This is a genomic window from Veillonella sp. DNF00869 (assembly GCF_001553345.1).
GTDB lineage: Bacteria > Bacillota > Negativicutes > Veillonellales > Veillonellaceae > F0422.
Genome location: NZ_KQ960771.1, coordinates 309,552 through 334,857, shown reverse-complemented (window position 1 = coordinate 334,857; position 25,306 = coordinate 309,552). Strand labels below are relative to the sequence as shown.

The 25,306-nt window shown below is 39.8% G+C and carries 16 protein-coding genes; all 16 read left to right on the top strand.

Annotated features, from left to right (window positions below; all coding sequences use genetic code 11):
• Positions 1-11 precede the first annotated feature (11 nt).
• Complete coding sequence (gene ligA / locus HMPREF3032_RS05850) at positions 12-2,000, top strand: NAD-dependent DNA ligase LigA (RefSeq protein ID WP_062402967.1); 1,989 nt, start codon at positions 12-14, stop codon at positions 1,998-2,000.
• A gap of 68 nt (positions 2,001-2,068) precedes the next feature.
• Positions 2,069-2,521 carry a PaaI family thioesterase gene (locus tag HMPREF3032_RS05845; RefSeq protein WP_062402965.1) on the top strand — a complete coding sequence of 151 codons (453 nt, stop codon included), beginning with the start codon at positions 2,069-2,071 and terminating at the stop codon, positions 2,519-2,521.
• 17 nt (positions 2,522-2,538) lie between these two features.
• Complete coding sequence (gene pheS / locus HMPREF3032_RS05840) at positions 2,539-3,561, top strand: phenylalanine--tRNA ligase subunit alpha (RefSeq protein WP_062402962.1); 1,023 nt, start codon at positions 2,539-2,541, stop codon at positions 3,559-3,561.
• Positions 3,562-3,570: 9 nt separating this feature from the next.
• Positions 3,571-6,015, top strand: coding sequence for a phenylalanine--tRNA ligase subunit beta (gene pheT, locus HMPREF3032_RS05835; RefSeq protein WP_062402959.1), 2,445 nt, complete (start codon positions 3,571-3,573; stop codon positions 6,013-6,015).
• Positions 6,016-6,088: 73 nt separating this feature from the next.
• Entirely contained in the window at positions 6,089-8,542 is a 2,454-nt protein-coding gene (locus HMPREF3032_RS05830) for a U32 family peptidase (RefSeq protein WP_062402955.1), read from the top strand.
• Positions 8,542-10,917, top strand: coding sequence for an endonuclease MutS2 (locus HMPREF3032_RS05825; protein WP_062402952.1), 2,376 nt, complete (start codon positions 8,542-8,544; stop codon positions 10,915-10,917). The genes HMPREF3032_RS05830 and HMPREF3032_RS05825 overlap by 1 nt, the downstream gene beginning before the upstream one ends.
• A 97-nt stretch (positions 10,918-11,014) precedes the next feature.
• A complete protein-coding gene (locus HMPREF3032_RS05820) occupies positions 11,015-13,105 on the top strand; it encodes a transglycosylase domain-containing protein (protein ID WP_062402949.1) in 2,091 nt (696 codons plus the stop codon).
• A gap of 14 nt (positions 13,106-13,119) precedes the next feature.
• A complete protein-coding gene (tyrS, locus tag HMPREF3032_RS05815) occupies positions 13,120-14,328 on the top strand; it encodes a tyrosine--tRNA ligase (RefSeq protein ID WP_062402945.1) in 1,209 nt (402 codons plus the stop codon).
• Between the two features lie 710 nt (positions 14,329-15,038).
• Positions 15,039-17,411 carry a phosphoenolpyruvate synthase gene (gene ppsA, locus HMPREF3032_RS05810; protein ID WP_062402941.1) on the top strand — a complete coding sequence of 791 codons (2,373 nt, stop codon included), beginning with the start codon at positions 15,039-15,041 and terminating at the stop codon, positions 17,409-17,411.
• 51 nt (positions 17,412-17,462) lie between these two features.
• The gene (locus tag HMPREF3032_RS05805; protein ID WP_009354020.1) at positions 17,463-18,092 is read left to right on the top strand and encodes a CBS domain-containing protein; all 630 of its coding nucleotides are present in this window, start codon (positions 17,463-17,465) and stop codon (positions 18,090-18,092) included.
• Between the two features lie 8 nt (positions 18,093-18,100).
• Entirely contained in the window at positions 18,101-18,919 is an 819-nt protein-coding gene (locus tag HMPREF3032_RS05800; RefSeq protein WP_062402939.1) for a pyruvate, water dikinase regulatory protein, read from the top strand.
• Positions 18,920-18,934: 15 nt separating this feature from the next.
• Positions 18,935-19,921, top strand: coding sequence for a deoxyguanosinetriphosphate triphosphohydrolase (locus tag HMPREF3032_RS05795; protein ID WP_062402936.1), 987 nt, complete (start codon positions 18,935-18,937; stop codon positions 19,919-19,921).
• A gap of 270 nt (positions 19,922-20,191) precedes the next feature.
• The gene (locus HMPREF3032_RS05790; RefSeq protein WP_062402934.1) at positions 20,192-20,494 is read left to right on the top strand and encodes a TetR/AcrR family transcriptional regulator; all 303 of its coding nucleotides are present in this window, start codon (positions 20,192-20,194) and stop codon (positions 20,492-20,494) included.
• A 33-nt stretch (positions 20,495-20,527) separates the two neighbouring features.
• A complete protein-coding gene (locus tag HMPREF3032_RS05785; RefSeq protein WP_062402931.1) occupies positions 20,528-20,779 on the top strand; it encodes a hypothetical protein in 252 nt (83 codons plus the stop codon).
• Entirely contained in the window at positions 20,760-21,926 is a 1,167-nt protein-coding gene (locus tag HMPREF3032_RS05780; protein ID WP_062402929.1) for an efflux RND transporter periplasmic adaptor subunit, read from the top strand. The genes HMPREF3032_RS05785 and HMPREF3032_RS05780 overlap by 20 nt, the downstream gene beginning before the upstream one ends.
• A gap of 9 nt (positions 21,927-21,935) precedes the next feature.
• Positions 21,936-25,100 carry an efflux RND transporter permease subunit gene (locus HMPREF3032_RS05775; RefSeq protein WP_062402926.1) on the top strand — a complete coding sequence of 1,055 codons (3,165 nt, stop codon included), beginning with the start codon at positions 21,936-21,938 and terminating at the stop codon, positions 25,098-25,100.
• Positions 25,101-25,306 lie beyond the last annotated feature (206 nt).

Below are 25,306 nucleotides of genomic sequence, written 5' to 3'. Positions count from 1 at the left end.
GAAATCATACAATGAGTATTCAAGAAGACATTCAACAATTACAAAAAGAATTAGCCCATCATGCGTATTTATATTATGTGAAAGATGCTCCCATTATTTCTGACTATGAATATGATGTATTATATCGAAAATTAGTAGAGTTAGAAACAGCACATCCCGAGTATATTGTGCCGACCTCTCCTACACAACGTGTGGGAGCCAAGGTGGAAGGTAGCTTTGAAAAAGTAGTACATGGACAACGAATGCTAAGCTTAAGTAATGTATTTAATGATGCTGAAGTGGAACAATTTGGGGTGCGTTGTGAAAAAGAGTTGGGCCATGCGCCGCAATATGTAGTGGAATTGAAGATTGATGGCTTAGCGGTTAACCTACATTATGAAAATGGTCTCTTTGTACGTGCGGTCACACGTGGTGACGGTCGTGTAGGGGAAGATGTAACAGCTAATGTAAAAACCATTCAGTCTATTCCACTAATCATTGACAATGCGCCTCCCTTCATTGAAATTCGTGGAGAAGCCTATATGCCGCATAAGGAGTTCAAACGAATCAATGAAGAACGAGAGGAGGCTGGCTTACAAACTTTTGTAAATCCACGTAATGCGGCAGCAGGATCATTACGCCAACAAGACCCAGCTATTACGGCAAGCCGAAATTTAGATTTTTTTGCCTATGCGATTGGTTCATCAGAAGGATCTAACATACATACACAACAGGAATTATTAGAGCAACTCGAAGCTTTTAAATTTCATGTCAATCCTCACTATAAAGTGTGTCAATCCATAGCAGAGGTTGTGGAGCATATTCATTACTGGGATGTCGAACGTCACAATTTGCCTTATGATACAGATGGTATGGTGATAAAAGTAAATGACTTTGAAGACCAAGAGACATTGGGAACCACAGCGAAGGATCCCAAATGGGCGACGGCCTTCAAGTACCCACCAGAAGAAGTGGAGACCATCGTCAAAGATATTACAATCAATGTAGGGCGTACAGGGGTGTTGACGCCGACTGCAGAATTAGAATCTGTGTTTGTGTCCGGAACGAATGTATCACGGGCAACTTTACACAATGAAGACTTTATTAAAGAAAAAGATATTCGTATTGGTGATACGGTACGTATTCATAAAGCTGCAGAAATCATTCCAGAGGTAATTTCTGTGGTAGTAGATAAACGAAAATCGGATTCTGTGCCTTATGAAATGCCCAATGCTTGCCCGGTGTGTGAATCTCCTACGGTGCGCCGTGAAGGAGAAGTGGCTATTTATTGTAGTAATGAACATTGCCCAGCGGTAGAGAAGGAAGGTATCATTCACTTTGCATCCCGTGATGCCATGAACATTGATGGATTAGGTCCTAGTATTGTAGAAGCGCTAGTGACAAATCATCGTATTGAAACAGTAGTGGACTTGTATCATTTGAAGGAAGAGGATATTACATCCTTAGAGCGAATGGGCAAAAAGTCGGCCCAAAACTTACTAAAAGCGATTGACGATTCTAAAGAACGCGGCTTAGGTCGAGTGTTATTTGGACTGGGTATACGTTTAATTGGTGCTAAAGCAGGGCAAACCATTGCGAAATACTTTACTTCCATTGATAGCTTAATGAATGCCACCATAGATGAGTTGACTAATATTGATGAAATAGGACCTACCATGGCGAAAAGTTTGGTAGAATATTTTGGAAATGAACGAAATCGCCAATTGATTGAAGGGTTACGTCATGCGGGAGTACGGTTAGAAGAAGAAGTGCAAGAAGCCGCGGGCAATGAACTGGAAGGACAGATCATTGTATTGACTGGTAAGCTTACTTCCATGGGACGTTCTGAAGCAGGGGCAATTTTAGAAGCGCATGGAGCGAAGGTAACAGGTTCTGTTAGTAAAAAAACAACTTTGGTCATTGCCGGTGACGATGCAGGTAGTAAATTAACAAAAGCAGAACAATTGGGGATCCCTGTGATGGATGAACAAGGATTATTAGATTTAATCAAGGATTTCTAAGCCTATCTATTGATAATGAGGTGGTTTTTCCTCTATAATAAAATGATAAGCTTAGAAAGGTTAGCTATATGGAACATAGAACATTATTAGAATACTTTCAAGAGCATACAAGTTTACATCCTTTTGAGGTGCTACATCATGTGACACTTAAGAATGTGTCACCAGGACATGTGGAACTAGATTTTCACAGTGAAGAACAATTGCACAGTAATCCGCGAGGCGATGTGTATGGTGGGGTACATTTGAGTTTATCAGATTATCTAATGGGATTGGCTTGTATTACACTAGGAAAGCAAGTGACAACGGCGCAAATTAATGGTAATTTTGTGAAATCATTGCTGAAAAATGCAAGAATCCGCGGTGTATCTAATGTGGAACACAAAGGTCAAAGTACAATGGTTACATCCTGTCGTTTGTATAATGATATGGGAGAACTTGTCTATATGGGAAGTGGAACGTTTATGGTTCTTGACGATTTGGTATTACCAGAATTGCCATGGTCGTTGTTAGATGAAGAATAGTTGGAGGATAGGAATCAATGAAAGAACAATTGCAAGCATTGCAAGAGAAAGCAATCGCCCAAATTCAAGGGGCAGCGAACTTGCAGGAATTACAAGATATTCGTGTTACCTATTTAGGTAAAAAGGGAGAAGTTACCTCCTTATTAAAAGGATTGGGTAAACTATCTCCAGAAGAGCGTCCTGCTATGGGTGCCTTGGTAAATACAGTGCGTGTAGCGTTGGAAGAAGCTTTAGATGAAGTACAACAACAAATGGAAGCTGCTGTATTGGCAGCTAAATTAGAACAAGAAACTATTGATATTACATTACCAGGTCGTCCTGTTCGTAAAGGCCATTTGCATCCATTAACAAAAATCAACGAAGAAATTGAACAATTTTTTGTGTCTATGGGCTATGCTGTAGAAGAAGGTCCTGAAATTGAGTCAGACTATTTTAACTTTGAATGCTTGAATTTAGCTGCAGATCATCCAGCTCGTGATATGCAAGATTCTTTCTATATTACCGATTCCGTATTACTTCGTACCCATACATCTCCAGTGCAAGCGAGGACATTGCAAGGTAGCGAAAAAAATGCACCTATCCGCATGATTGCACCGGGAAAAGTATATCGTTGGGACTATGATGCCACACATTCTCCAGTATTCCATCAAGTGGAAGGTCTTGTTATCGATAAGAATATTACCTTCTCTGACTTGAAAGGAACCTTGGAGTTGTTCTTGAAACACATGTTTGGTGAAGATACAGCTGTACGTTTCCGTACAAGTTTCTTCCCTTTCACAGAACCAAGTGCAGAAGTAGATATTTCTTGTTGCATGTGCCACGGTGAAGGATGCCGTGTATGCTCTCATACAGGGTGGTTAGAAATTCTTGGTTGCGGTATGGTACATCCTAATGTATTGAAATTGAATGGTTATGATCCAAATGAAGTACAAGGCTTTGCCTTCGGCATGGGCGTAGAACGTATTGCAATGTTGAAATATGGTATTAATGATTTACGTTTATTCTATGAAAATGATAAACGTTTCTTAACGCAATTTTAGGAGGTTACTGTGAAAGCTAGTTTACAATGGATGAAAGACTATGTATCTGTGAATCTTGGCGAGAACCCTCAAGAATTTGCAGATGCCTTAACACAAGCTGGGATTCCAGTAGAAGAAGTGATCAACTGTGATACAGGTATTAAAAAAATCTATACAGGAAAAATTGTAGAAATTACAAAACATCCTGATGCAGATAAATTACAAGTGTGCCAAGTAGAATGCTTAACAGAAGAAGGTGAGCCGGTTACGAAACAAATCGTAACAGCAGCTACTAATGTGGCAGTGGGACAAATCGTTCCTGTAGCGTACCATAAATCTCGTTTAGCAGATGGTACAGAAATTAAAAAAGGCAAACTTCGTGGACAAACATCAGAAGGCATGTTCTGTTCTGTAGCAGAATTTGGCTTATCGACAGATGTAGTGTTACCAGAAGAAGCGACTGGTATTTATATCTTCCCTGAAGGTACAGCTATTGGACAAGATGTAAAAGAAGTACTAGGTCTTAATGATGTAGTCTATGAATTTGAGTTGACGCCAAACCGTGCGGATTGTTTTTCCATGGTTGGTTTAAGCCGTGAATTTGCCGTATTAGATAAAACAGAAGCTACATTCCCAGAGGTAACAGTGCAAGAAGAGGGACCATCCATTGAAGGTCGTTTGAATATTTCTATTGCTGATACAGAGTTATGCTCTCGTTTCATGGGACGTTTGATTGAAAATGTAAAAGTTCAAAAATCTCCATTATGGTTACAAAATCGTTTGCGTAATTGCGGTATTCGTCCTATTAATAATGTAGTGGACGTAACGAACTATGTAATGTTGGAATTAGGTCAACCAATGCATGCTTACGACTATGATCATCTATATGGACATAGTTTAGTAGCGCGTAAAGCTACAGAGGGAGAAGTGATTCAAACCTTGGATAGCAATGATCGTACATTAGCAAACACTATGCTAGTTATCGCTGATACTGACCGTCCTGTAGGGGTGGCTGGTGTCATGGGTGGTGCTGATAGTGAAGTATCCAATGAAACAACAACGGTTGTATTGGAAGCTGCTGTATTTAATGGAGCTTCTATTCGTCGTACCTCTCGTGCATTAGGCTTGCGCTCTGAAGCATCTGGTCGTTTTGAACGTGGTGTGAATAGCGAAGTTACACCACTAGCTTTAGATCGGGCAGCACAATTGTTATTGGATATTACACCAGGTGCTGTAGTAGCAAAAGGTGTGGTTGATGTATATGCAGCACCAAAAGAAGTGCGTACAGTGTCTTTCACGAGTGAAGCTGTGAATTCGTATTTAGGTACTAATATTGCAGAAGAAGAGATGATCACTATCCTAACAACTTTATCCTTCGACGTGAAAGTTGATGGTGAGGCCTTAGTGGCTACTATTCCATCTTGGCGTGATGATGTAACAGGCATGCCAGATATTGCAGAAGAAGTAGCACGCATTCACAACTATGATAATATTGCACCTACTACGCCATTGGCACGAATCCAAACGGGAACAGTATCTCCTATGCATGCGTTAGTACATGATGTAAAACATGCTTTGGCTGAAGCTGGTTTAGATGAAATTATTACTTTTAGTTTCATGCATAAAGATAGTTTGCAAGATTTGTTAATTCCTGAAACAGATAGCAGACATCAAGCGATTCCTATTCTAAACCCAATTTCCGAAGAGTTTCCGGTGATGCGTACTACTTTAGTACCTAGCGTCTTAGAAACAGCAAAACGCAATGTAGCTCAAAAGAATTTAGATTTAGCCGTTTTTGAAGTGGCTGCTGTGTACGAACCTAAGGCATTGCCGCTTACAGAATTACCAAACGAACGCATGATGGCAGCAGGGGTTATCCTAGGCAAATGGGATCGCCAAGAATGGAATGTACCGGCTAGAAATGTAGACTTCTATGATCTAAAAGGTATCATTGAATCTGTACTCGCTAATCTTGGTATTGAAAATTATGCAATTAGTAGAAGTAAAGAGTATTATTTACATCCAGGTGTAAGTGCTAGTATCTCCGTAGAGGGTGTTGAAATAGTACGCTTTGGTGAATTACATCCACAAGTAGCAAGTCATTATGACATTAGTGGTAAAGCATATTTATTTGAAATGGATTTAGAAGCATTGTTACAAGTGAACCGCAAAGGAATTTCTTTCACAGCAATTTCTAAATTCCCTGGTACTAGTCGTGACTTAGCGATTGTAGCACCAAAAGATGTGCAAGCTATTGATGTGTTAGAAGTGATGAAACAAGAAGGCGGCGAATATCTTGAGAGTGTTCGTATCTTTGACGTATACGAAGGGGAACATATCCAAGAAGGATATCGTAGCTTGGCGTATACCTTGTCGTTCCGTTCTCATGAAGGTACATTAGTAGATGCTGATATTGAAGATAGAATCCAAGCGATGTTAGCAAAATTAGCAGACAAAGGTTGCACTTTACGATAATACGTAAATCCTACGGGATGTAACAATCGGTCATCTCTCTTATGGGATGACCGATTTATTATAAGGAGTTGTGATGGAATTATTAGCCCCAGCAGGGACAATGGAAAACTTTATGGCCGCCCTTGAAGCAGGGGCTGATGCCATTTATTTAGGCGGTAAGGTCTTTAATGCGCGATCTCATGCGGGAAATTTTGACTATGATGAGTTGCGAGAGGCTTTGCGATTAGCTCATATATTACAGGTGGGTATCTATGTAACGGTGAATATCTTGGTAGGTGACCGTGAAAGTAAAGCCTTAGCAGAGCATCTACGGGAACTAGAACGCATTGGTGTAGACGGCATTATTGTGCAAGATCTTGGTGTTGCAAGAATAGCGCGTCAAGTAGCGCCTACCTTAGAGCTACATGGTAGTACACAAATGACGGCTACTAATTTGGAGACTGTACAATTTCTAGAACGCTTAGGATTTACACGAGTGGTTCTATCTAGGGAGCTGAGCCTAGATGAAATTCGCCATATCTGTGAACATGCGAAGGCTGAAATTGAAGTGTTTATTCATGGAGCGCTTTGTATCTCCTACTCTGGACAATGTTTGATGAGTAGTTTCATTGGTGGACGTAGTGGCAACCGTGGGTCTTGTGCCCAACCATGTCGCTTGCCATACCAATTGGTTACTTTAGATGGTGAACAAATTACTCATGATAAAGAGACCTATATCATGAGCCCTAAGGACTTAAACTATAGTGCGTATATGAAAGAGCTCATCGAAGCAGGCGTAGCTTCATTCAAAGTAGAAGGACGCATGAAAAAGGTATCCTATGTGCATGAAGTTATCGGTACCTATCGGACTATCATCGATAGATCTGGACAAGCCACAGAGGCAGATTTTACTCGCTTAGAAGAAGGGTTTAATCGTGGGTTCTCTACGGCTTATTTAGAAAATAATGGTTCCAAGTCTATGATGACCATCAGTGCGCCTAATCATTTAGGAAAATACTTGGGAGAAGGTCAGGTAAAAGGCCGTATGCTGGTCTTGCGCACTAAGGAGGCTGTAGCAGAAGGCGACTTACTGAAAGTTATCGCCCATACGGGAGATGTGCACTACATTACGGTGACGGCGGATATGACTTTTGATCGTAATATATATCGCATTCCACTTGCAGAAACTATTAGTGCAGGCAAGGTCTATCGTGCCAGCCAAGGTGGATACACCAAACAACGGGGGTTAAAAGATTTTACTCGTAAATACAAATCCTATATGTTCTTACATGGTGAAGAAGGTAGTACTGTGTCATTGACGATGATGTTAGATTCTGGTCAAACGGTAACCGTCACTGATGAATATGTATTACAAATGGCTAATCATAAACCTACTTCTGTGGAGAAAATTACGGAACAATTAGGTCGTTTAGGAAATACTCTATTTGACTTAGATCATGTGACGGTTCCAGAAGGTTCTTTTATGTGGCCTAGCAGTGTCTTAAATAGTCTTCGTAGACATGCTGTGGAGGCTATGGAAGAATTTCTAATAGAACAATACGTGGCATCATGGGAAGCACGTAAAGCGAACTTGCCCACAGGGATGGAATTATTAGGAGATATGACAAAAACTGTGGGACAGGTCTTAGGATTTACACAGGCGCATGCCCTAGAATCTAATACAAAACAATTAGAAATCTTAGTGGATTCCTTAGAAGGCCTGCAGCAGGCAGTCATGACACCAGTAGACCGTATTGTGTTTGGCGATCCATTACACAGAATTCCAGTAGCATATCCTGTATATGAAGAAGTTGTACAGATTTGTCGCGAGGCTAACAAAGAAATTATATTTAGTACCCCAAGGGTGATTAAGGATAATGAAAGTACAACCTTTAGGGATATGGTAAATCATATGGTAGAAGCCAATCCAGATGGGATTCGAGTGCATTTCTTGGGGGCTTTGGAAGTATTACATCAACTGGGATATACAGGTGTGGTGGAAGGTGATACAGGATTGCAAACCTTTAATTCTCACACCTTAGGTATACTGAATGACTTAGGATTTAGTACTGTCAATGTGTCCTTAGAGGCTACCTTGCATCAAATGAATACGATGGCAAGTAAAAATATTATGCCTATTGGAGCTATTGTGCAAGGCCGTGTAGAATTGATGATTTCTGAGTATTGTCCTATCAGCAGTTTTGCCGGTACAGGTTATAAACGAGGTTGTCCTTTGGTGTGTACGAAACAAGACTATGCTTTGCAGGATAGAAAGGGTGAACTATTTCCAATTTATACAGATCCATTCTGTCGTACCCATATTATGAATAGCCGTGAGTTAGATATGAAAAGCTATATCGATGACTTACGACGTTCTGGGTTACAACGATTGGTTATTGATGGAAGACAACGAAGTCCTAAATGGATTGCTAACGAGGTGAGTATGTATCATCAATTACTAGAGGGGACTGTGAAAGCACCGAGCAAAGAAGGAGCTACTCATATCACAAGGGGACACTTTTTTAAAGGAATATTAGGGGAATCATAATGAATAGTGAACAAGTCTTAGACTTTCAACATATACGGCAAAAGCTGGCAGATGTGTGTTCCTCTGCCATAGCTAAAGAATATGCACTGAATTTGCAACCTATGCACAACCGTCAAAAAATTGAAGATGCCCTAGATGAAACCGTGGAAGCTATGCGCTCCTTAGAGCAAGAAGTGGAGCAACCCATCAGTGGTACGAAAGATATTCGTACAACTTGTACGAAAAGTCGTAAAGAAATTATTTTGACTCGTGAAGAGCTTTGGGACTTGCATACCACTATCTTGGCATATAATCGGATGCATCGTTTTTTTAAAGAAAAGTATTTGCTCTACCCATTATTATCTTTGTGGGTACAGGATTTGCCAAGTCATGATAAGCTGACCAAGCGCTTTGAACGAACTTTTGATGCCTATGGTGTATTACTGGATGGCGCTACACCTAAACTACAACAGTTGCGAATGACCATGAGTCGCACAAAGAATGCTATTAAAAATGATCTACAGCGAATATTACAGGATAAGGATAATCAAAAATACTTTCAGGAAGCTATCGTTACTATGCGTAATAATCGTTACGTGATTCCTGTAAAACAAGAATATCGAGGAGCATTTCCTGGTCTTATCCATGATAGATCTGCTACAGGTGCCACTTTATATATTGAGCCTATGCGATTGGTAGACTTAAATAATGAATTACAAGAAGCTACCTTGGCAGAAGAACAAGAAGTACTTCGTATTTACAAAGAATTAACAGAGTTGGTACGAGCTCATGCAGACACATTATTAGATGCATGTAAACGTGTATCTCATGTAGAATTTGTCTATGGAAAAGCAGAATTAGCCATACGGATGAAAGCCGTCCGTGCCATCATCAGTCAAGGTCGAGAAGTGAATTTACTACAAGCGCGTCATCCTATGCTAGCTCCGAATGTGGTAGTTCCTACTACCATCACTTTAGGGACGAAGTATCGTATTTTGTTAATTACAGGTTCCAATACAGGTGGTAAAACAGTGTCTCTAAAAACATTGGGATTGTTGGCGTTAATGAACCAAAGTGGCTTATGTATTCCAGCTGACAGCGGATCTGCTTTACCAATCTTTCACCATATCTATGCAGATATTGGAGATGAACAAAGCATTGAAGCCAGTTTGAGTACATTCTCTGCCCATATGTCGCAGGTAATTCGGATACTGAAAAAGGTAGGACCAAATGATTTAGTATTACTAGATGAATTGGGGTCTGGTACGGATCCAGAAGAAGGAAGTGCTTTAGGAATTGCAATCATTGAATACTTCCGTAAAAAAGGAGCGCTCATGATGGTGAGCACGCATTATAATGAGTTGAAAACCTATGCGTATCAAACGGAAGGTGTCGAAAATGGTCATGTGGAGTTTGATGAAAGAACCTTACGCCCAACGTACCGTTTACATATTGGTGTAGCAGGTAGTTCACATGCACTTAGCATTGCAGCACGCTTAGGATTACCGCAAGATGTGGTGGACTTAGCTCGCAAACAATGGGAACTGAATGGACGTAGTGCTATGGAAGATATGCTTCGTGACTTAAATCAAGAGCTTAGAAAAACGCAAGAACGGGAACGAGCTTTGAAAAAAGAACAAGAAGAAGTGCGCCGTATGCGTACCCAAGTGATGCGTGATAAAAAAGCATTACAAGATAAGAAAAAGGTCATCTTAGAAAAAGCTCGAGAAGAAGCGCAAAATATGAAACGATCTGTTCGTATTGAAAGTGAACAAATCATTAAAGAGTTAAAAGGTTCTTTTAATGAAACGGACAAGCAAAAACGTCAGGATGCTATATCTAAAGCTAGAAAAGGCGTATCCAATGTAGCTGTTCCAACAGGGACTATTGAAAAACGAGATCCTTTAGATGTGACTAAGGTAAAAGTGGGCGATGTTGTGTTCCTAGATAACTTACAATCCTTAGGCACTATATTGGCTATTCAAGGAAAACGGATTCAAGTTGACATGAATGGACTGACAGTGACTGTGAAAGAAAAGGATTTATTAGCAGCCACTCGTGAGGAAGCCAGTGCCTTATTACGTAAAGAAAATCCTGTACCTATGTCCAATCGTCAGCGGAAACGATCTGGTATGGCGGTCATTCGTCAACAACAAGCCTCTACTGAGTTAAATATTATTGGTAGAACTGTGGATGAAGCTATTGTAGAAGTAGGAAGATTCATTGACCAAGCTATACTAGCTGGATTAAATTCGGTGCGTATTGTTCATGGTAAAGGAACGGGAGCTTTACGGTCTGGAGTTCATGATTATTTAAGGACCTTGCCAGGTATTAAAAGTTATGACCTAGCTAGTTTAGATGAAGGTGGTGCAGGAGCGACGACTGTAATCCTATAAATGAATCCTTTATGGAATTCTAATTTGTGCAAAAATCTGCAATAGAGTATAATTAAGGGAGTTCTATAGGAAATAATGAGCTTTAGAGAGGTGACATATGAATCCTAGTTCATCAAGACCCATTCCTCCTAGGAGACGGGTAGTGCAAAAGAAACTGATAAAGAAAAAATCATCTTGGAAACGTTCTTTTTGGATTTTCTTTATCTTATTTATATTGATTGTAGCAGGTGCAGGTTGTGGATTTTTAGGTGCCACTATGTCTTCTTTACCGGACGTGGCTAATGTAAAACCAGCAGCATCTTCACAAATATATGATGCGAATGGTGATTTAATTACTACTGTCCATTCAGAAGAAAATCGATTACCTGTGAAGTTGTCAGAAATTCCAAAAAACCTTCAGAATGCTTTTATTGCTACAGAAGATAATCGTTTCTATAGCCATCATGGTATCGATCCTATTGGTATCTTACGCGCTGTATGGGTAAATATTATTCATGACGGTGTTGCAGAAGGTGGATCTACGATTACACAACAGTTAGCACGAAATGCTTTCTTAACACAGGATCGTACCTTTAAACGTAAGATTATGGAAGCTTTATTGGCATTGCGTATTGAACAACACTATACAAAACAAGAAATTTTAGAAATGTACATGAACCAAATTTATTTTGGTCAAGGTGCATATGGCGTACAAACAGCGTCTCATGTATACTTTGATAAAGATGTGCAGGACCTGTCATTAGCGCAGATGGCAATTTTAGCGGGCTTACCGCAAAGTCCAAATTATTATTCTCCATTTAATAATCTAAAAGCAGCTAAAGCGCGTCAGGCTGTTGTATTGGGACAGATGGTGAAATATGATTATCTATCAGCTGATCAAGCAGAAGAAGCCAAAAATGCGGACTTACACTTGCTAGATAAACCAAAATCTTCCAATGGATATGGCAGAATGAGTTACTTTGTAGATTATGTTATTAATGAAGTATCGGAACGATATGGTGATAATGCAATTTATAAAGAAGGTATGAAAATTTATACTACCATTGATATGAAGGCACAAAGGGCTGCTGAACAGGCTATGGAAAACTTACCAAATTATTATACGGATGAAAATGGCTTACAGCAGCCACAAGGGGCATTGATTTCTATTAATCCTCATAATGGTCATATCGTAGCTATGGTGGGTGGACGTGGTACAGATTCCTTTAATCGTACAACTATGGCGGTACGTCAACCTGGCTCAGCCTTTAAGCCATTTGTATATTTGGCAGCTTTGAAAAATGGAGATACTCCAGGTACAGTATATGTAGATAAACCATCTGAATTTAATGGCTGGAAGCCTCAAAACTATTCTCGTAGACATTCAGGCGCTATGACAATGCGTAATGCAGTAGCTCACTCTAATAACGTAGTAGCTGTATTAGCAGCAGATAAGGTGGGTATGTCAAATGTGTTGGACCTAGCTGAGAAAATGGGGATTTCTACATTAGATAAACATGGTGATGATAACTTAGCTGTTGCATTAGGTGGTTTGACAAAAGGTGTGACACCTATGGATATGGCGGTAGCCTACGGGGTGCTTGCCAATAACGGTGTGAAAGTTAAGCCTGTAGCTATTACGAAAATTATAGATCGTAATGGTAATATTGTAGAGGAAGGTTCTGTTGAGGAAACTCGTGTTGTAGAGCCAAAATATGCATATATGATGACAAATATGCTTGAATCTGTAATTAAATTTGGTACAGGTGGTAATGCTTATTTTGGTCGTCCAGTAGCAGGTAAAACTGGTACTACCGATGAAGAAAAAGATGCTTGGTTTGCAGGTTATACGCCTGATTTAGTGACAGTGGTTTGGATGGGTGATGATAGTGGATCTGAAACTTTACATGGTACCACAGGTGGTCAAACACCAGCTATCATCTGGAGACAATACATGCAAGCAGCTTTAGCAGATACTCCAGCATCTAACTTTACAGTGCCAGAGGGGGTAGGTCCTGAGGCTTATGCAGGCAATACAAACCCAGCTACAGACAAGAAAAAAGATGAGAAAGACAAAAAAGATAAAAAAGATGGAGATGTAGAGGATGATACTAGTACAACATCCAATGATGAAAGTCCATCTAAATCTAAAGGTAATAAAGGGAAGGAGCCAGTTGTTGCTCCTAGATCATCTAAAAATTCACAGTAACATAGGAGATAATCATGATTAGTGCAGCAGAACAGTTTCGCCTCATTTCCCATGGGGTAGCTGATCTTTTACCAGAAGATGAATTTAAAAAGAAATTAGAAAAATCCGTGGCAACAAATACGCCATTGATTGTCAAATTAGGATTAGATCCAACAGCTCCAGATATTCATTTGGGCCATACTGTTGTTTTGCGTAAGCTTAAATTATTCCAAGATTTTGGACATAAAGTTATCATTTTAATTGGTGACTTTACAGCTCGTATTGGTGATCCAACTGGCAAAAGCGTAACTCGTCCACCGTTGACAGAAGAACAAGTGATTACTAATGCGAAAACATACCAGGAACAAATTTTTAAAGTCTTAGACCCTGAAAAAACAGAAGTTCGTTTCAATAGTGAATGGTTAAGCAAATTGGATTTTGCGGATGTATTGAAGTTAGCCTCCAAATATACAGTAGCTCGTATGTTGGAGCGAGATGATTTCCACAAACGATATACAGAAGGTCGTCCTATTAGTATTCATGAGTTCATGTATCCATTGATGCAAGGTTACGATTCTATCGCTTTGAAAGCTGATGTGGAATTTGGTGGTACTGACCAAACATTTAACCTGTTAATGGGACGCCATTTACAAGGTGAAGAGGGGATGCCCGAGCAAACCATTATTACAATGCCAATTTTAGAAGGCCTTGATGGGGTTCAAAAAATGAGTAAGTCTCTTGGCAACTACATTGGTATTAGTGAAGCTCCATCTGAAATGTATGGTAAAGCGATGTCTATTCCAGATGAATTGATGATGCGTTACTTTATGTTGGTAACAGACATGAGTATTGAAGAACAAGAACAACTTAGTAAGGATTTAGAGTCTGGTGCAGCCCATCCTAGAGATGTAAAAATGAAATTGGCTCATACTATCGTTCGTCTATATCATGGAGAAGAAGCTGCTAATTTTGGACAAGATGAGTTTGTGCGTGTGTTCCAAAAACATGCGATGCCAACAGATATTCCAGAATATAAAGTGGCAATCACAGAAGAACCTGTGTTTGTACCACAGTTATTATCTGATGCAGGCTTAACAGCAAGTAATGGAGAAGCAAGACGATCTATTAAAGCTGGAGCCTTTAAAATTGATGGTGAAAAGTGTAATGAAGAACATATTCTATTGAAAGACGGTATGGTATTGCAAGTTGGAAAACGGAAATTCATTAAAATCGTCTCTTGTTAGTCTATGTAGGCTGTGGCGTTTTTAACTAAATAAGATAAAGGGAAGACCGTAACACACCCCTTCTCAAACTATACAGTGGTTATGTTTGTTCAGGGGTATGTTACGGTCTTCTTGTGTTTGAGTGATTTAGGTAGTAAGAGACGCCACAAGGCTACTACGTCTAACTGCGTTCCTCTGGTGTTCTTATTGTATTTTGGGTGTGAATCATCTCTTCCTATTATGGGAGGAGGTGGTACTATGAAAAAATTTAGAAATATGTATAGATTATTTTTAATCTTAAAATTAATAGTACATCTCATTGATTTATTTAAATAATTAATGAAAAGCCTAACGTATAAGATAAGTACCGCTAATACTTATACACGTTAGGCTATCCATTTTGAAAGTTTTAAGATGAGCCTAACGCCAGCTACACGTTGATGGCTCTTCTTTTGTTATCTTAATTATAGCACAGTTAGTAGGTGTATTACAAATATCACTTGTTTCCCTATGTAGCCTGTGGTGTTTGTAACTGAATAGGGCAAATGGAAGAGCATCCTATAAGGGTGCTTTTTTATTTAAAATTACATTATTATGATGTATCTTTTATTAAAATGGGGCTTAATTTACAACTTACTTTTGATTCTAATCCTAATAATGCTTGACTATTTATTATATGTGTTGTACTATATACTTAAATTATGAATACTATTTGTGATGGAGGGATAATCATGAGTCGTGATACTGCATATGTTCTTTGGTTTGATGAATTGCATCGTGAGGATGTGGATATTGTTGGTGGTAAGTCTTCTTCTTTAGGAGAAATGACTTCTTCTACGAATGTACCTGTTCCTTATGGATATGCTACAACAGCCCATGGCTATCGTTATTTCATGGAAGAAACTGGTTTAGTAGATCGAATTAAAGCTAAATTGGAAGAATTGCATGATGTGGAAAACTCTGCGTTGTTACGTAAGGTGACTGCAGAAGTACGTCAAATGATTATGGATGAGGAAATGCCAGCTCCATTAGCTGAGGCTATTCGTGAAGGCTATGAAGAGTTAGCACGTAAAGTAGGGGAAGAGAACCCATTTGTAGCGGTAAGATCTAGTGCCACTGCGGAAGACTTGCCAGATGCTAGTTTTGCAGGTCAACAAGATACATACTTAAATGTTCGTGGCGCAGATATGATCATTGCGAAAGTTAAAGAATGCTATGCATCTACTTTCACTGACCGTGCTACCTACTATCGTGTAAAACAAGGTTTCGATCATATGACAGTAGCTTTGTCTGCAGCCATCCAAATGATGGTATACTCCAAAGCTGCAGGCGTTATGTTCTCTGTGAATATTATGAATGGTGATGACAAATCCATTATTATCGAAGGATCTTGGGGTCTTGGTGAGTATGTAGTACAAGGTACAGTGACACCAGATAATTTCACTGTAGATAAAGGGACGATGCAAATTACAGATCGTATGATTAACGATAAAAATCTTGCATTAGTACGTAAACCAGAAGGGGATTGTGTTGAAATTCAAATTCCTGAAGACCAAGCTCGTCAACAAGTTATCACAGACGAACAAGTTATCGAATTAGCAACTTACGCAAAAGCGATTGAAAAACATTATGGTTGCTATATGGATATGGAATGGGGCATCGATGAGCGCGATGGAAAAGTATGGATTTTACAGGCCCGTCCAGAAACTGTATTCTCTCAAAAGAAAGAAAAAGAAGAAACTGTAGTGGAAGCGACTACAACAGAACGTAAGATTGTTGTAAAAGGTCTTCCTGCGAGCCCTGGTAAAGCAGCAGGTCGTGCCCATGTGATCGAAAATCCAGAAGATATCGATGATTTCAAAGAAGGAGAAATCCTTGTTACTACTATGACTGCTCCTGACTGGGTACCGGCGATGAAAAAAGCTAAAGCTATTGTCACAGATGCAGGTGGTATGACTTGTCATGCGTCTATTGTAAGTCGTGAGTTGGGGATTCCTTGTATTGTAGGTACAAAATCTCGCAGTGAAGAGGCGACGAAAACGATTTCTGACGGTCAAATGATTACTGTAGATGCTACAAATGGTATTGTCTATGATGGAATTTTAGAAGAGGCTACCAAAAAAGTAGAACCGGCAGCAGAAGCTCGCTATGTAGAGCCAACACCGATTACAGCTACTAAAATCTACATGAACTTAGGCGATCCAGACTTGGCTGAAAAATATGGTGTATTACCTTGTGATGGTATTGGTTTGATGCGTGAGGAATTCATTTGGACTACATTTATTCATGAACACCCAATGCATTTAATCGAAACAGGTCGTCGTGATTTTGCCATCGACACCTTAGCCGAAGGTATGCGCAAAGTATGTGCAGCCTTAGCCCCTCGACAAGTTGTATTGCGTTTGAGTGACTTCAAATCTAGCGAATACCGTGATTTAAATGGTGGTGATAAATACGAACCAGAAGAATCTAGCGCGTTACTTGGATTCCGTGGCGCTTCTCGCTACTATGATGAACGCTATGCACCAGCTTTCTTATTAGAATTAGAAGCCATTAAAAAAGTACGTAATGAATTCGGTTTTAAAAATTTGCAAGTCATGATTCCATTCTGTCGTACTGTGAAAGAAGCAGCAGAAATAACTCGTATTATGGCAGAACACGGCTTACAACGTAATGCAGACTTCAAAGTATGGTTGATGGCTGAAATCCCTGCGAACATTATCTTGGCGGATCAATTCAATCAATATGTAGATGGTTACTCTATCGGTTCCAATGACTTAACGATGCTTGTATTAGGCTGTGATCGTGATAATGAAACTGTACAACATATTTATGATGAAAGAAACTTGGCTGTAAAACGTGCTATTAAACATTTAATTGAAACAGCACACAAAGATGGCAAAACAGTATCCATCTGTGGACAAGCACCAAGTGTGTATCCAGAGTTCTGTGAGTTCTTAGTAAAACATGGTATTGATTCTATTTCTGTAAATCCAGATGCTGTGGTGTCTACGAAAAAAATGGTGGCACAATTAGAACAACGCATTATGTTAGATGCTTTGACAGGCAAAGGTCGTCAAAATACAGAAGCTTTAGATTGGTAATAGATGAGGAGGCTCTGGAAGGAGCCTCCTTTTTCATAGAAAGGTAACAATATGAATCTTTCAAAACGACAAGAATCGATTGTACAAATTGTACAACAAGAAGGGCCTATCACTGGTAAAGCGATCGCTACAAAATTGGACTTAACGAGGTCTGCGTTGCGATCAGATTTAACGGTACTGACAATGATGGGTATTTTAGATGCACGGCCAAAGGTCGGGTATTACTATGTTGGTAAAGTGGCAAATAATCCCTTAGCGGCTGAGATTAATAGTTTTACTGTGGCACAAGTTATGTCCAGTGTGGTAGCAGTCAGTTCCACAGCATCTGTGTATGACACAATTGTTACCATGTTCACAGAAGATGTAGGAACTATCTTAATCTGCGATGATGGTATATTAAAAGGAGTGGTTTCGCGTAAAGATTTATTGCGCGCCTCTCTTGGTGGGTCTGATTTAAATACTATGCCTATTTCCATGATCATGACACCTACTAGTAAAGTCGTAGTGGCATATCCCGATATGCCTGTTGTGGAAGCAGTAGAACGGATGATTGATTTTGAAATCGATTGCGTACCGGTAGTAGATAAGGTATTATTAGAGACAAGTAAAGAATATCGTGTAGTAGGTCGTATTTCTAAAACCACAGTGACCCGTTTATTTTGGGACTGTGGAAAACGATAGGAGTAATTATGGCTAAAATTATTTATGCAATTTCTGACTCCCTAGGAGAAACAGCTGAATCAGTGGCACGTGCTACGGCAAGTCAATATGATAAGGAAACGATTGATATCGTTCGTGTGCCCTATATTAATGATGAATTACAAATAAATGAAGTGGTAAAAGAAGCCGCTACCGGCGGACATGTGATCTGTCATACCATTGTATCACCAGCATTGCGGTCTTATTTAGATACAGCTTGTAAAGCTCAGGGTGTGCAAGCCGTAGATATTATGGGTCCTGTTATGGATGCAGTAGGAACTATGACAGATACAGAGCCTAGATTGGCACCTGGTATGATTCATAAACTAGACCAAGAATATTTCAAAAAGGTAGAGGCTATTGAATTTGCCGTGAAATACGACGATGGTAAAAATCCAAAAGGCTTTGAAAAAGCAGATATTGTCATTATTGGTATTTCTCGTACTAGTAAGACACCATTATCTATGTTCTTAGCCTATAAAAAAATAAAAGCAGCCAATTTACCATTGGTACCAGAAGTACCGTTACCAGAAGAATTGTTCCAAATTCCAGGGCGCAAGATTGTGGGGTTAATTATTGATCCTTTCAAATTGAACAATATTCGTGAAGAACGTCTTCGTACCATGGGACTACATGCGGACGCTAATTATGCGAATGTAAGCCGTATTGAAGAAGAGTTAAATTATGCAAAAACTGTGATGAGACGGTTGCATTGTCCAGTACTTGATGTAACTAATAAATCTATCGAAGAAACAGCTGGTATGGTGATGCAAATCATTCAAAAAAATCGTGTCATGGATACACGCTAAGCTAGGAGGTGTCATATGAGTATTCGTGAAATGCTAGAAGAACGAGAATATACTATGTTAAGTCCTTATGCGGCTAAAAGTAGAGAATCTGTAAGAGATCGTAAGGAAGAGCCTGATCCATATCGGACGGATTTTCAACGAGATCGAGATCGTATTTTACATAGCAAATGTTTCCGTCGATTAAAACATAAAACACAAGTATATATTGCTCCAGGGGACCATTATCGGACTCGTATGACACATACCTTAGAAGTGGGACAGATTGGACGTACCATTGCACGGGCGTTGCGGTTGAATGAAGATTTGACGGAGGCTATCGCTATGGGGCATGATGTGGGACATACACCATTTGGACATGTGGGGGAATACGCCCTTCGTGATATGGTAGGTCATTTCAATCATAATGAGCAAAGCTTGCGCATGGTGGAAAGTATAGAAAAGGATGGACAAGGTCTTAACCTAACAACTGCTGTTCGTGATGGTATTTTAGGGCATACAGGCTCTCATATGCCTCTTACCTTGGAAGGGCAGATTATACGCACTGCTGATCGTATCGCCTATTTGTGTCATGATTTTGATGATGCGTTGCGAGCACATATGCTCAGGGTGAATGATTTACCGAAAGAAGTGGTACAGGTCTTCGGAGATACCCATTCCAAAATGATTACTGCCATGGTCACAGATATGGTGACATCCTCTATGGATCAACCGGTGATTTCTATGTCAGAACGTGGTGTGGAAACTATGAATATTTTCCGTCGTTTTATGTTTGAACGTGTCTATCGGGCACCGTCGTTAATTCCAGATCGGAATAAAGGTGACTATGTGGTAAAACACTTATTTATGTACTATAAAGAACATCCCGAGGCGATTCGCCATGAAATCCATCATGACAATCCCATTACAGACCAAGATATTGTGGACTATGTGGCGGGTCTGACAGATAACTATGCGATAAAACTATTTACTGAGTATTATATCCCTAAAGTATGGGATAACTAATCTGCTTTCAAAGAAATGCTGCGCTAAGGCGTGGCATTTTTTGCTTGCAAATTTAGGTTATTCATACCCTAAACTCTTTAAAAATAAAAGTTTGGGGTATTCATGCCCTAAACTTTCTAAAAATGAAAGTTTGGGGTATATAGACATCATCGAATTGATGGGTTTCATAGTTTGACATTTGTTCTTATTTTAAGTAAACTAAAGAGTAGTACTGAGTAGTATACTTTGAGTTTTAATAGATATAAAAGAGAGTATGAAAGGAGGGCTATATTGGTTACCGTTAAGGAGAAAATTTTAGCAGCGGCGGCCATAATGATTGAAGAGCAAGGCATATCATTCCGCATGGATGATTTAGCAAAAGCATTGACTATTAGTAAACGTACGTTGTATGAACAATTTCGTTCTAAACATGAAATTGTAGAAACCATTTTAGTCCATGGGGCAGAAGACTTTTACAGACAGCATGAGAATATTGTGAACAATAAAAGTCTTACTGTAGAAGAAGTATTAAATAGGTATTTTAGAGTACGATCAAATTTGTATGCGGCTTTCAGTGGAGAATCTTTCATATAAATCTTCTTATATATACCGCAACTACAAGAAACGTTGAAAACTTTGTTCAAGAAAGATTGGGACTTACTTAAACACTATTTACTACACCAACAAGAGCAAGGAACTATTGCTCGCTATGTGGATGTTGATATTATCATTATGATGTTGCAAGGTGCTGTACGACGCATTGTGTTTGAAAGCTCCAATCATCATGAGGATATTTATAAATATATGCCAAAGGTTATTTCAGTTATATTACAGGGTATTACAAATAAGGGTGAAATGAATGAAAAAACAAGCGTATAATGGTTTAGTGGCAGCTAGCTTGGCAGCCCTTGTACTTGTATCTGGTTGTGGTGGACAAGCTCCGGGGCAAGGTCCAACGGAGGTTAACTCCTATAAAATCACAGCTACTGATACAAATGTACAAGAATCTTTCAATGGTACTGTATTGGCACAAAATTCTATTGTGATTCGAGCGAATGTATCCGGTCGAGTTGTTGAAAAATATGTAAAAGGGGGCGACACGGTAAAAGCCGGTCAAGCATTGTATCGTCTCGATGGACGTCAATACGAAGCGAACCTAGCTAGTGCACAAGCCAATGCAGCACGATCTAGCGCAGCGTACCAAAACTCTCAAGTCGATTTACAGCGCTATCAAACATTAGCAAATGAAGATGCCATTGCCCGCCAAACACTGGATACACAAGCTAGTGTGGCTGCACAAAATCGCGCAGCCTTAGAAGCTATGGAAGCACAAATCCGCTTAGCGGAAAATAATTTACAAGATACGGTTGTATATGCGCCATTTGATGGTACATTGGAAATGGATGATGTAGATTTAGGTACATTCGTTACAGCTGGACAAACAGCACTTGTCACATTGAACTCTACCGATCCAGTATATGTACAATTTAGTATGAGTGAAGCAGAGTACTTAGAATATAAAAAAGCACATCGTTCTGTAGATGGCGAAGTAGAATTGAAATTGTCCAATGGTGAAATCTATGGTACCTATGATGATAATCACAAAATTGTAAGCACAATTAAAGGTCGCATTGTGGAAGCTGCCAAAAACTTAGATAGCGGTACAGGTCAGCTGATTTTAAAAGCAGCATTCCCAAATCCAAATCATATGCTGTTACCAAATATGTATGCTTCCGTTATTACTAGCGGTGAAACGATTCAAGGTGCAATCTTAGTTCCATCTCGTGCTTTATTACAAGTATTAGATAAAACATTCGTTATGGTCATCCGTGATGGCAAAGTAGAACAAGTGCCAGTTATGACTAGCGGTACAAGTGGTAAGTATACCATCATTCGTCCTTCCAAAGATGGAAAAGGTCTAACAGTGGGAGATGAAATAGTTGTAGATGGCTTAACAAAAGCGAAAAATGGAGCAGAAGTGAAAGCAACTTTATTAAGCAAGGAAGATATTGAGAAAGGTAATTAGGGTGATATTGTGTCAAAATTCTTTATTAATCGCCCTATCTTTGCCATCGTAATCTCTATTATCATTACATTGCTAGGGTTGATTTCCTTATCAAAACTGCCGATCGACAGATATCCACAGATTTCTCCACCGCAAGTACAGGTACGTACTGCCTACATGGGGGCCAATGCTGAGGTTGTAAGCGAATCGGTAGCGGCAGTCATCGAAAAACAAATCGTTGGCGTCCAAAATATGGATTATATGCAATCCACGAGTACAGGGGATGGTTCCTATAACTTGACAGTTCAATTTGAGCAAGGAACTGATGCCGATATGGATACGGTAAACGTACAAAACCGTGTAGCCCGTGCCTTGGCATCCTTGCCATCCGAAGTACAAACGGTGGGCGTGACCACTACGAAATCATCTGGGGATATGGCTATGGTATTCTACTTGGTATCTCCAAATGGTAGTTATGATAGAACTTTCTTAAAAAACTATGCTACGAACTATATGATGGATGCTATCCAATCTGTGAATGGTGTTGGTACGGTGCAGGAGTTCGGTGCTGACTATGCCATGCGTATTTGGCTAGATCCTACGAAAATGTCTAAGTATGGCGTTACGATAACGGATGTAAGCAATGCGATTCGCAGTCAAAACAAACAGGCTGCAGCAGGTGCATTAGGTTCCGATCCAATTGACAAAGATCAAGCTTTCAACACATCTGTGAAAGTACAAGGTCGTTTGGCTGAAATTTCAGAATTTGAAAATATCGTAATTAAAAAAGATAAAAAGAATAATTTATTGCATTTAAAAGATGTAGCTCGTGTTGAATTAGGGGCACAAAGTTATTCTGTAGAGCCTACAAGCTTTTCAAAAGAAACGGGCAATGATAAACCAGTAGCTGCATTTGCTGTTTCTTTAACGAATGATGCGAATGCATTAGAAACAATCAATGCTGTAAAAGAGGTTATTCACCAACAAGAAGAAGCATTCCCACCGGATATGCAAGCGAAGATTATTGTAGATAATACAAAATTCGTAAAAGCTTCTATGAAAGAAGTAGTAAAAACCTTTGCAGAAGCCTTGATTCTCGTAGCGATAATTGTGTACTTGTTCTTGCAAACATGGCAGTCTACAGTGATTCCAATGATTGCAGTGCCAGTATCTTTGATTGGTACTTTTGCGGCGTTCCAAGTAATGGGCTTTACTGTTAATACATTGACTTTGCTAGCCATGGTGTTAGCGATTGGCCTCGTCGTGGATGATGCCATCGTCGTAATCGAAGCTGTAGAATATGAAATGCGCTACAATGGGTTGAAACCAAAAGCGGCTACTGTGGCAGCCATGGAAAAAGTACAAGGCCCTGTTATTGGTATTGCCTTTGTATTGATTTCCGTATTCGTTCCAGTGGCCTTCATGGGTGGTTTAACGGGGGTATTGTATAAACAATTCGCTTTAACAGTAGCTATTTCTGTTATTAATTCTGCCTTTGTAGCATTGACATTGACGCCTGCATTGTGTGGTATTATGTTAAAACCACATAAGCCAAAAGAGACTACTAATATAGTGGGTCGTTTCTTGGAGTGGTTTAATGGATTCTTGGATCGAAGAATCGATCAGTATGGTATTCTTTTAGCTCGTTGGTCCAATCGTCTATGGGCCACATGGTTGGCATTGGCTATCTTCTTAGGTGCAGCTTTTGGTATGATGCGTATGGTGCCAAGTGGATTCGTACCTGCTGAAGATAGTGGCTATTTTCTGGTTGCGGTATCCTTGCCGCCAGGGGCTACTTCTAGCCGTACAAAAGATGTGTTAACTGATTTAGGTCACTTCTTGAATGAAGATAAAGATATGGATGGTACGATCACAGTGCCAGGTTTTGATGTCTTGTCAGGAACGGCACAAACTAGTGGTGGTGCCATCTTTACATCCTTAATTGATTGGGATGAAAGAACGCAACCAGATCAACAGCTTGGTTCGAAGATTAGAAATACTTTCATCCATGGTTCTAAGGACCCACGAGGAACGATTATTCCGTTGAATCCACCATCCCTCCCAGGTCTTGGTAAGACGGGTGGTTTCTCCATGTACCTCATCAATAAAGCGGGTCATAGTACAGAACAAATGAATGCGGTAGTGCAACAGTTCTTAGGAGAAGCTCAAAAACGTCCTGAGTTCCTTAGTATTTATACGACTTTCAATACGGCCACACCATCCTATAATTTTGATGTGAATCGTGATAGAGCGGCTCGTGATGGTGTAGCTGTGACAGATATTTATACAGCCTTACAAGGATATTATGGTGGTATGCAGTTAAATGACTTTACTAAGTTTGGTAAAAACTACAAAGTTATGTTACAAGCGGACAATCAGTTCCGTACCGATCCTAGTATGAATCATCTATTGACTGTTCGTAATGCAGCAGGTCAAATGGTGCCAGTTGATACGTATATTACACCGCAAAAAACGACATCTGCCTTTGTGGTAACACGATATAACAACTTCCCAGCAGTGAGCATTGGTGGTAATACTAAGCAAGGTGTTAGCTCTGGTGATGCTATCAAAGCCTTAGAAGAAGTGGCGAAAAATACATTGCCACAAGGATATACCTATGATTGGGGTGGACAAACTCGTGAGGAAATCAAAGCGGGATCCCAAGTGTTGATTATCTTTGGATTCGGTATTGTCTTTGTATTCCTTGTGTTGGCTGCCTTGTATGAATCTTGGAAAGTACCATTTGCAGTACTATTATCTGTTCCAACAGGTATCTTTGGTGCTGTACTTGGTCCATGGTTATTCAATATGATTGGTGCCATGATGAAATCTACACATTTCTTTGCCTTGGATATTTATTTCCAAATTGGCTTGCTTACCTTGGTGGGCTTAGCAGCGAAGAATGCGATCTTGATTATCGAATATGCTAAAATTCGTGTTGATGAAAGAGGTATGAACTATGTAGATGCAGCCATTGAGGCAGCGAAGATTCGTTTACGTCCTATCTTGATGACGTCCTTTGCATTCATCATTGGATGCTCGCCATTGATGTTGGCAAGTGGCGCTGGTGCTGGTGCCCGTGCATCCTTGGGTGTGACCGTAGTATTTGGTATGATTACAGCCACATTCTTTGGAGTGGCAATCATCCCTATGCTGTTCATCATTATAGAAAAACTAGGCTTTAAACGTCACTAATTAGGCTATGCAGCCTCGTTGGTCGTTGCTTGTAAGGCTATGCAGCCTTGTGGCGGTCTTAATTGAATATGATAAAAAGGGAAGAGCACGGCATACTCCTCACAAACGGTATTTCATAATGTTTGTTCGGAGCACGCCGTGCTCTTCCTATGTTTGTGTAATTTTGTCAGTAAAGACCGCCACGAAGGCTGCTACACCTAACTGCG

What these genes read in the sequence shown, in the direction of transcription:
- ligA (WP_062402967.1), top strand. Translation starts at nt 12, where the DNA reads ATGAGTATTCAAGAAGACATTCAACAATTACAAAAAGAATTAGCCCAT.
- HMPREF3032_RS05845 (WP_062402965.1), top strand. Translation starts at nt 2,069, where the DNA reads ATGGAACATAGAACATTATTAGAATACTTTCAAGAGCATACAAGTTTA.
- pheS (WP_062402962.1), top strand. Translation starts at nt 2,539, where the DNA reads ATGAAAGAACAATTGCAAGCATTGCAAGAGAAAGCAATCGCCCAAATT.
- HMPREF3032_RS05830 (WP_062402955.1), top strand. Translation starts at nt 6,089, where the DNA reads ATGGAATTATTAGCCCCAGCAGGGACAATGGAAAACTTTATGGCCGCC.
- HMPREF3032_RS05825 (WP_062402952.1), top strand. Translation starts at nt 8,542, where the DNA reads ATGAATAGTGAACAAGTCTTAGACTTTCAACATATACGGCAAAAGCTG.
- HMPREF3032_RS05820 (WP_062402949.1), top strand. Translation starts at nt 11,015, where the DNA reads ATGAATCCTAGTTCATCAAGACCCATTCCTCCTAGGAGACGGGTAGTG.
- tyrS (WP_062402945.1), top strand. Translation starts at nt 13,120, where the DNA reads ATGATTAGTGCAGCAGAACAGTTTCGCCTCATTTCCCATGGGGTAGCT.
- ppsA (WP_062402941.1), top strand. Translation starts at nt 15,039, where the DNA reads ATGAGTCGTGATACTGCATATGTTCTTTGGTTTGATGAATTGCATCGT.
- HMPREF3032_RS05805 (WP_009354020.1), top strand. Translation starts at nt 17,463, where the DNA reads ATGAATCTTTCAAAACGACAAGAATCGATTGTACAAATTGTACAACAA.
- HMPREF3032_RS05800 (WP_062402939.1), top strand. Translation starts at nt 18,101, where the DNA reads ATGGCTAAAATTATTTATGCAATTTCTGACTCCCTAGGAGAAACAGCT.
- HMPREF3032_RS05795 (WP_062402936.1), top strand. Translation starts at nt 18,935, where the DNA reads ATGAGTATTCGTGAAATGCTAGAAGAACGAGAATATACTATGTTAAGT.
- HMPREF3032_RS05780 (WP_062402929.1), top strand. Translation starts at nt 20,760, where the DNA reads ATGAAAAAACAAGCGTATAATGGTTTAGTGGCAGCTAGCTTGGCAGCC.